Genomic DNA, 7,684 nt, shown 5'->3' with positions numbered 1-7,684 from the left:
CGCGGTACTTGCCGGTCGTGTAGAAGTCGCCCTGCATCACGTAGTACTCGTGGTCGACCTTGGGCAGGCCTTCCGGCGGCTCGACCAGGATGAGGCCATACATGCCGTTGGCCACGTGCATGCCGACCGGCGCCGTGGCGCAGTGGTAGATGTAGACGCCCTCGTTGAGCGCCTTGAACGTGAACTGCGATTCGTGCCCTGGCGCGGTGAAGCTCGACGCCGCACCGCCGCCGGGGCCGGTGACGCCGTGCAGGTCGATGTTGTGCGGCATCTTCGAGTCGGGCGCGTTCTTCAGGTGGAACTCCACGGTGTCGCCCTGGCGCACGCGGATAAAGCTGCCGGGCACGGTGCCGCCGAAGGTCCAGAAGGTGTAGCTCACGCCTTCGGAGATCGGCATCTCTTTTTCGATCACCTCGAGCTCGACGATCACCTTGGCGGGCGCCGAGCGGTTCACCGCCGGCGGCACCTGCGGCGGGCTTGTGAGCACGGCCTTGATCGGCTCACCCTGCGGTGGGCCGAAGTCGCCCTTGCGGGAGCCGCCGGAATCAGCCGTATCGGCGGCGGCGACCGCGGGCTTGGCGGGAGCCGTTGCGCCTTCGCGGCCGTTGCATCCCGCCAGCACGAGCGCGGCGGACAAGCAGATCAAGGACGTGGCGCGATGCATGGTCTCTCTCCTTCTACGCGGCCCCGTGCAGCCGGTCGGTTCTTGGTGACCCGGAGCTTGCGGTGCGAACGACCGCTGCGCATTGACGCGCATCAAGCGCGCGCTCGCACCAAGGAAGCTGGCCGCCAGGAAGAACAGGATCGGCCAGCGATAGCGTTGCATCCACGGCGTCGCCTGGCCGTGGCGCCAGGTCTCGTAGGCCTCCAGGCCGATCAGCGCCAACGGCACCACTTCGAGCGCCGAGATGCTCGCCCCGAGCGCGACCACCGCGATGGTGGCGCCGGTGAAATACAGGTGGTGAACAAACCTAAACAGTGAGCGCCCGCCGAGCCGCTGATCTCAGTGGACGGAACAGCAGTCAACGTACTCAGAGGGCCGAGAGCAGTCGGTCCTCTTTGAGGAGCACGGTCAGCGGCCAGCCGCCAGGTCGGCGGGCGATCAGCTGGTGTGCCGTCTGGTAGATCTGGTCGATGTCCGGGCGCTCCTCGCGGTCCACCTTGATGTTGACGTAGTACCGGTTCATCAGCGCCGCGGTCTCGCGGTCCTCGAAGCACTCACGGGCCATCACATGACACCAGTGGCAGGCCGAGTAGCCGACCGGCAGCAGGACCGGCTGGTCGGTGGCGCGGGCCAGCGCCAGCGCTTCGTCGCCCCAGGGGTGACAGTCGACCGGGTTGTCGGCGTGCTGCCGCAGGTGGGGGCTGGTCTCGTGGGCGAGGCGGTTGGGCATGGCACAGCGCGCGAGCGTCAGCCGGCCTCGGCGTCCTCGAGCAGCGAGAATCGCACTGCAAAGATCTCCTTAGTCGACAGCGTGCCGCTGACGTCCTTCTCCACCAGCATGAGTTGCTGCGCATCGGGCAGACCGGCAGGGATCACCATCTTGCCGCCCGGCTTCAACTGGTAGAGGAGCGCCGCCGGGATCAGCTCGGGCGCCGCCGCGACGATCACCTTGTCGAACGGCGCGTGCTCGGGCCACCCGCCGCAGCCGTTGCCGATCCTGATCTCGATGTTGGCGTAACCCTGCCGTGCCAGCCGGCGCCGAGCCTGCACGGCCAAGTCTTCGATCAACTCGATGCTGTAGACGCGCTGCGCCAGTTCCGCCAGGATCGCCGACTGGTAGCCCAGCCCGGTGCCGATCTCGAGCACGATGTCGGTCGGGCGCAGATCGAGCAGGTCGGTCATGACGGCGACAATGAACGGCTGCGAAATCGTCTTGTCGAAGCCGATCGGCAAAGGGGTGTCGTCGTACGCGAAGGGCTGCAATTCCAGCCGCACGAACTCGTGACGCGGCACCTTGGCCATGACGTCCATGACCCGTCGACCCAGCGCCGCCTTGCCGAGTTGCGCGCTCGAATAAATCGTCTCGGCGGAGATCTCCGCGAGCATGCGCTGGTGCAAGTGCGTGAAATCCGGTGCGGTCATGGTGCCTTCGGGAGGAAGCGGCACGGATGCAGCCATGCTACGCCCAGGACTGCCAAGTCGGGGGCGCACTGGCGATCCGGCGCACCACGGAGCACACTACGAGATCGACGGATCCGGGCGGCTTCAACCATGGTGCTGTCCCGAACGTCGCCACTGTCGCTTTGCCCATGGAGGCTGTCATGTCGATCTCCTCGCGTTTGTCCAGTTACCTCGACCAGCGCGGCGCGCGCTACGACGTCTACGCGCACAAGCCCAGCCGCAGCAGCGCGGAGACCGCCCGCGCGGCGCATGTTTTGCCCCACCAGCTCGCCAAGTCGGTCATCCTCGAAGACGACACCGGCTGCGTGATGGTCGTCGTGCCGGCCGACACGACCGTCAAGCTGGGCCATCTGACCGAGCTGCTCGGTCGCAAGAATCTGCGGTTGTCCGACGAGAGCCGCATCGCGACGCTGTTCGATGACTGCGATCGCGGCGCCGTGCCTCCGGTCGGTATGGCCTGGGGCATGGAGACCATCGTCGACGAAGCGCTCGAAGCCAACGAGGTCGTTTACATGGAAGGCGGCGACCATCAGTGCCTGCTGAGGCTGTCGCACGAGCAGTTTCACGCGCTGATGAGTGCGGCGTGGCACGGGCACTTTTGCAAGAAGGCGCTGCATTGATCCGCAGGCGCCCTTCAGCAGGTAACGCTCGTAGCTCGCAGCACGCCATCGAGTGCAGCAGCGCGTACCAGCGCCATCAGGATGACGGTCGCGATGTTGAGGCCGAGCGCCAGGACGACGAACTGCTCAAACCGCTCATAGGCGTTCATCAGGCGCCACTGAAAATGGAACTCCCGCAGTGTTGAATGGCTCCGCCTAGAGTCGATTGAAGCTGGTATCGACACGAAACTGCTCTCTCTCCTTCCTGGTTAAGAAGGACCCACAGCCGGGCCACCCGCGTGAAGCCCGCTGCGCGGGAACGTGCGGCAAGACTTGGGCGGCGAGCCGGCGGGCTCGCCACCTAATGCCGCAGGCGCGGCTCAGGCCGTGCGCACGGCGATTCACCGGGCGCGCGCTCCCTCGGCCTTGGGCAGTTCAATGCGCAGTACGCCGTTCCGATAGCTGGCCTGTGTGTCCCGAGGCCTGAGTCTGCCCGGCCCGCAGTGCCTGCCGCCGATCGCCGACATCGAGTCGCTGCTGCTGTCCCTGTCAGGCGATCGCAACGATGATTCGCCGTAGGGCGCCAGCGTTGTCAGACGGGGGTCATCCACAGGGCCGCCGACCGTGAAGTGATAAAGCGACTGGAACGCCAGGTCGTTGAGCCCGAACACCTGGTGCACCGGATCGTCGAAATAGCAGCCGATGCCCGTGGCCCGAACGCCGGCCGCTTCGGCCTCGAGGTACAGCACCTGCCCGATCAGCCCCGCTTCCCAGAACAACCGGCGATAGAACCAGGGACCGTGCGTGAACAGGGCGTCCTGATACTCGGCGATCATGCCGAGCGAAAAGGCGCCGTCGCCGGCGATGTCCTGATGGCAGCTCAACTGCGTGGCGAGCCGCCTCGCATCGCCAGCTTCCAGCATGCGAAGCGGAAGGTCGACCGGGCATCCAGGCGGTGTGGACCAGGCGAAACGCTCGTGCATGGCGCGCCGCAGCTTGCCAAGCTTCGCCGGGTCGCGGACGAGCATGTACAGCCCGGGCTCGAGGCCGTCCACCCGATGGACGAACAGGCCGAGGTGGAGGTTCGCATCCCAGGGAATGGCATCCCAGGGGACCGGACGCTGCGGCGCTGCCAACTCGACGCGCGGCATCACCCGCTCGAGCATGCCGTAGAAGCGCTCGGCCGCGACCCCGGTTCGGCCGTCGCAAGCCAGCAGGCTGCGCCGTTGCCGAATGATCTGTGCCGCAGCCGGTCCGTCGGCGCTCGCGCCGGCTTCGCGCTCGACCGCGGGCGCGTCGGGCACCTCGAAGCCTTCCGGCTTGCTGGCCGGCTTGCGCGACGCGAGTGCGACCGCATCGATGACCTCCCAGGGCACCGGATCGTCACGACTGAGCCGGTTCGCGCGGCCGTACCAGCGTTGCCGCGTCAGCTGGCGCGCCGCGGACGGATCGACATCCAGCGCCAACACGCGCCTGGCGGCGCAGCGCCCATCCTGGGCCCGGTCTGTCGGCCAGACAGCCAGGACGAGATCCGGGTGTTCGCGCTCCGCGTCGGCGAAGTCCTCGGCCCGGTTCAGTCCGAGCAGGTCATCGACCGTCTCGTCCGCGAGGCCATGCAGCACCCACGCGCTCCAGCCGAGGGTGGCGGCGGAGAGGCGGAGCGTGCCGATCGCGTGTCCGACGTCATGCTGGCAATAGCGGAATGCGCGCTCGCCGTACTTCCACGCCTCGCGCCAGTGGATCGACGACAGCCCGACGAGAAAGGCCTGCGGTGGAAGTGCGCGCGTCAGTTGCGAGAACAACTCGAGCGGGCAGTCGGCGCGCCGCTCGAGGCCGTGCTCGCTGGCCACGTAGTGGTACAGGCCCGGGGTGCCCGCCAACCCGGCCAGCGGCCCGATCAGCAGATAGCCTTCGGTGGGGTGCAGGTTGCCGCTCGAAGGATTGCAGCGCAGTGCCCAGCGCGTGGTGCCGGCCTGCTTCCAGGCGGAAATGGCCAGCGCGTACTCGAACAGCCGTGACAGCGAGCGCAGCGTGAACGGCGCGCTCGGTACCGATCCCGGGTGGTACAGGTTCTCGTAGCGGGGCGAATGAGGCGCTTCGTCCGGGCTCAGGATCGGCAGATGAACCAGCGCTTCGCCATCAAAGCGGCGAAACGGATTCGGCTGGTTCGCCCAATCGAGCTGACCCGGGCCGCGGGCATAGCGGTTGAACTGGTGCTTGGTCCGCTCGTGATAGCGCATCACCGCTTCGATCTTGTCGGCGTCGTGCATGGCGATCGGACAAGACGGTCACGATCGTTCGGAAGCGGCCGCGTGTTCACTGAGCTTGAACATGTGCGGGCTCCGTACAAGGCTGCCTTGATCGCATCTCGCGAGACTCCTTCAACTCGAAATAGTTTAGTCCTCTGAATCGCCACGGTCCGATGCTGGCCATGGCGTGCCGGGCAAGGCAAGGCAGAAGTCACGACGAAAACACCTGACGTTTACCAGCGCTGGGTTGAGGCCGGGTGCGTCAGCGGCGAGTCGGCAGCCGCGTTGACGATCGGCACCCACGCGGTTACTTTCTGCGCCGCTCCGGTGGCCCACGCGCAGGTCGTGACGCTCACGTCGGGGTTTGTGCGGATCACGTCGGAGGGCATCCAGCCCGGTGGCTTGATCGTCTGGTGGCCCCAATAGCGAGGTCGAGCGTGAGGTCGCCTCCCTCGGTGTGGCCGCGCTCGCGCGACCCTGGCGCTTGTGCGCTGTCTTGCCGCGCACGTCGTGGAATCCACCCGCCCGCGAGGCAACTGCCCAGCCAGTCAACACTCTTGGGTAATCGGATCGAGCAGGTCGACCGTTCAACCATGGCGGGCCTACTCCTCTCCCGGCGACCGCTTTGTCCCTGGCCACATGCGGCGAGACACTCTGTGCGTGATTGCATGCGGCTGATGACAGAAGTTTTAGACTCGACGCGGAGGGGCGGCTCGGGGAAGCAAGTCACGACGACTTCGCATCATTACCAAATCGGGGGCTCGCTGAGCATGAAAAACGACTTATCCGGCTCGGAGCCCGTGCATCCGGGTGCCGCAGCAAAGCAGTCCAGCCCGAGCTGACGAACATGCTGCCGCAGGCTCACATTACCGGGTCGTCGCGTTCCGCTATGAGAATCGGCGGCGTCCTGTGCGTCCTTCTGATGTCAGGGTGCGCCGGGATCGGGCGTTCAACAGAGCGTGAGGCGACACCGGTTGCCGCTTCGCCTGACGCGATTGTTTCGATTGCGCCGAGGCGCGATCCGACAGCGCCACCACCCGAGCAGCTTCAAAGTACGACTGTGGAGCGGGAAGCTGTCACGTCAGAAAAATTGGTCCCGCCCGCCGCGCAATCCGCATCTGGCGCCGCGGGTCGAGTTGCGGCCAAACCCGCTGTAGCAACGCCCAAGGCGCCGGCGAAGCCTGCCTCATCGCTCCCGCCCGCAGCGCAACTTCCGAAGAAGGAGACGCCCGCGCTTGCGCTCGCCAAACCGGAAGCAGCGCCGCCGTTGGATCTCAAATCGCTAGAAACCCGGCTCAAGGAAACCAGGGCCATCGGCGTGTTCACCAAGCTCACGCTCAAGAACCAGGTCGATGATCTGCTCGGACAGTTTCGGGCCTACTACCAGGGGACTCTCAAGGCCTCGATGGCCGAGTTGCGGCGATCGTACGACCTGCTGGTCCTCAAGGTTCTGGCGCTGTTGCAGGACGCCGATCCGCCGCTTGCCAATGCAATCGCGCTGTCGCGCGAATCCATCTGGGGCATTCTTTCAAATCCCGCAAAATTTGCGGCGGTCTAGTTGGCTCGACGGAGTGCGCCCATGAACAATCACACGAGAGTCTGGATCCTGCCCGCGTTGTTGACTGCGATCGTTACGGTGCCGTCCCGGGCGGCGGATGACGTTGCACTCCTCAAGGACCTGACGTCCGTGGTCGCGCTGCTGGGCGTCCCCTGTGGCGAGGTGGTCAGTGCGACGCGGATGAAGGACAACGATCACATCGCGACATGCCAGGACGGAAACCGTTACCGAGTCTTCGTAAATGCTCAGGGCCGCGTCGTCGCGCAGAAGCAGTAGGCAGGTGGCGTTGTCATCTTTTTTCCAGCGCTGCGCGGCGGCTTGTTGGCCCTACTTGCCGCCGCCCTGTTCGGCATCAGCACGCCGCTGGTGCAGCAGTTCGGCGTAGGCCTCGGGGCTTTCAGCACTGCGGCGTTGCTCTATGTGTGCATGCGCGGCGGCGGTCGGAAACCTATCACGCCAAAGCATCGAGCGTGAGGCGAACACTGGGCGCAGCGACCTGCCGCAAGCACCTGCTGGCCACATGGTGCCGTCATCGGCCCAGTGGCGCTGGCCTGGGGCCTGCAGCACACCAGCGGCACCAGCGCGAGCCGCTGCCTACTGAATGTGCTGCATTGGCTCTGTTCGCCATGGTGCGAGCGGATACGACTTGAGTCTTCTTTTCTACCTGCTGGCGGCGCAGCACGCCTTCGGCGCGGCACGCGCGGGCTCGGTGTTCGCCTTCGCGCCCTACTCCAGTTTGTTGCGATTGGCGCTTGAAGTCTCATCATGAACAACTACCCTGTCTATTTGGCGTGGTCTGCCGCTGGCGTCAGTGGGCGGCTGGGCTTGCGCTCTTGCTCGACAGGATTGAGCTCTCGCCCGGGTTCGACACACATGATCTTGCGCCGGAGCCCAGTGTGATTTCCTCTTCAACGCTCAGATCGCCTGACATCAATATGCGACACACCCCAATCATCGATAGTCCGACCGCCGTGGCCCGCGTCCTCGCGTTGATCATGACGACACAGGCCGGTCCGGATTCGCGCGGCCTCCGCATGCTGGAAAACCTCGACGCCTTTGATCGAATCGGCATAGCGGAGTCGGCGTTCGTGCGCCTTGTCGACAGCTGCAGAGAGAGCGTTGGCAATGAGCTCTGTGACCATGCCTTCCTGCA

At 65.6% G+C, this 7,684-nt stretch carries 11 protein-coding genes and 1 pseudogene; 5 read left to right on the top strand and 7 right to left on the bottom strand.

Translation table 11 applies throughout. The features are described 5' to 3' along the window. The 3 genes from RMO12_RS03415 to RMO12_RS03405 all read right to left on the bottom strand — a co-directional run. Positions 1–664: multicopper oxidase domain-containing protein (locus RMO12_RS03415; protein WP_309638202.1), on the bottom strand; the 664-nt coding region annotated here is incomplete at its 3' end. A 367-nt stretch (positions 665–1,031) separates the two neighbouring features. Continuing rightward, on the bottom strand, positions 1,032–1,394 hold the full coding sequence (locus tag RMO12_RS03410; RefSeq protein WP_309638201.1) for a DUF255 domain-containing protein: 363 nt from the start codon (positions 1,392–1,394) through the stop codon (positions 1,032–1,034). Positions 1,395–1,411: 17 nt separating this feature from the next. Continuing rightward, positions 1,412–2,086 (bottom strand): protein-L-isoaspartate(D-aspartate) O-methyltransferase, encoded by a 675-nt coding sequence (locus RMO12_RS03405; protein WP_309638200.1) that lies wholly within the window; start codon positions 2,084–2,086, stop codon positions 1,412–1,414. 179 nt (positions 2,087–2,265) lie between these two features. On the opposite strand from RMO12_RS03405, the gene RMO12_RS03400 reads away from it, so the two are divergent. Further along, positions 2,266–2,745 carry a YbaK/EbsC family protein gene (locus RMO12_RS03400; protein ID WP_309638199.1) on the top strand — a complete coding sequence of 160 codons (480 nt, stop codon included), beginning with the start codon at positions 2,266–2,268 and terminating at the stop codon, positions 2,743–2,745. A gap of 14 nt (positions 2,746–2,759) precedes the next feature. On the opposite strand, the gene RMO12_RS03395 is transcribed toward RMO12_RS03400, so the two are convergent. From RMO12_RS03395 to RMO12_RS03385, 3 genes are all read right to left on the bottom strand, one after another. Beyond that, positions 2,760–2,894: a hypothetical protein gene (locus RMO12_RS03395; protein WP_309638198.1), complete on the bottom strand. Its 135-nt coding sequence runs from the start codon at positions 2,892–2,894 to the stop codon at positions 2,760–2,762. Positions 2,895–3,125: 231 nt separating this feature from the next. Then, positions 3,126–4,994 (bottom strand): SagB family peptide dehydrogenase, encoded by a 1,869-nt coding sequence (locus RMO12_RS03390; RefSeq protein WP_309638197.1) that lies wholly within the window; start codon positions 4,992–4,994, stop codon positions 3,126–3,128. 212 nt (positions 4,995–5,206) lie between these two features. Then, on the bottom strand, positions 5,207–5,350 hold the full coding sequence (locus RMO12_RS03385; protein WP_309638196.1) for a hypothetical protein: 144 nt from the start codon (positions 5,348–5,350) through the stop codon (positions 5,207–5,209). Positions 5,351–5,820: 470 nt separating this feature from the next. Between RMO12_RS03385 and RMO12_RS03380 the strand changes: the two genes are divergently transcribed. The 4 genes and pseudogenes from RMO12_RS03380 (at position 5,821) to RMO12_RS03370 (ending at position 7,300) form a co-directional block, all read left to right on the top strand. Next, positions 5,821–6,531, top strand: coding sequence for a hypothetical protein (locus tag RMO12_RS03380; RefSeq protein ID WP_309625463.1), 711 nt, complete (start codon positions 5,821–5,823; stop codon positions 6,529–6,531). A 21-nt stretch (positions 6,532–6,552) separates the two neighbouring features. Beyond that, positions 6,553–6,807 (top strand): hypothetical protein, encoded by a 255-nt coding sequence (locus RMO12_RS03375; RefSeq protein ID WP_309638195.1) that lies wholly within the window; start codon positions 6,553–6,555, stop codon positions 6,805–6,807. A gap of 42 nt (positions 6,808–6,849) precedes the next feature. Further along, positions 6,850–7,128, top strand: a pseudogene (locus RMO12_RS15920) (EamA/RhaT family transporter); the annotation flags it as partial. Between the two features lie 49 nt (positions 7,129–7,177). Continuing rightward, positions 7,178–7,300 (top strand): hypothetical protein, encoded by a 123-nt coding sequence (locus RMO12_RS03370; RefSeq protein WP_309638194.1) that lies wholly within the window; start codon positions 7,178–7,180, stop codon positions 7,298–7,300. A gap of 139 nt (positions 7,301–7,439) precedes the next feature. On the opposite strand, the gene RMO12_RS03365 is transcribed toward RMO12_RS03370, so the two are convergent. Next, a partial coding sequence (locus RMO12_RS03365; protein ID WP_309638193.1) for a hypothetical protein occupies positions 7,440–7,684 on the bottom strand: 245 nt, incomplete at its 5' end.

The sequence above is a fragment of the Methylibium sp. genome (assembly GCF_031393925.1).
Classification (GTDB): Bacteria; Pseudomonadota; Gammaproteobacteria; order Burkholderiales; family Burkholderiaceae_C; genus Methylibium.
The sequence above is the reverse complement of the archived record's forward strand: the minus strand, read 5'-3'. Positions and strand labels throughout refer to the sequence as shown.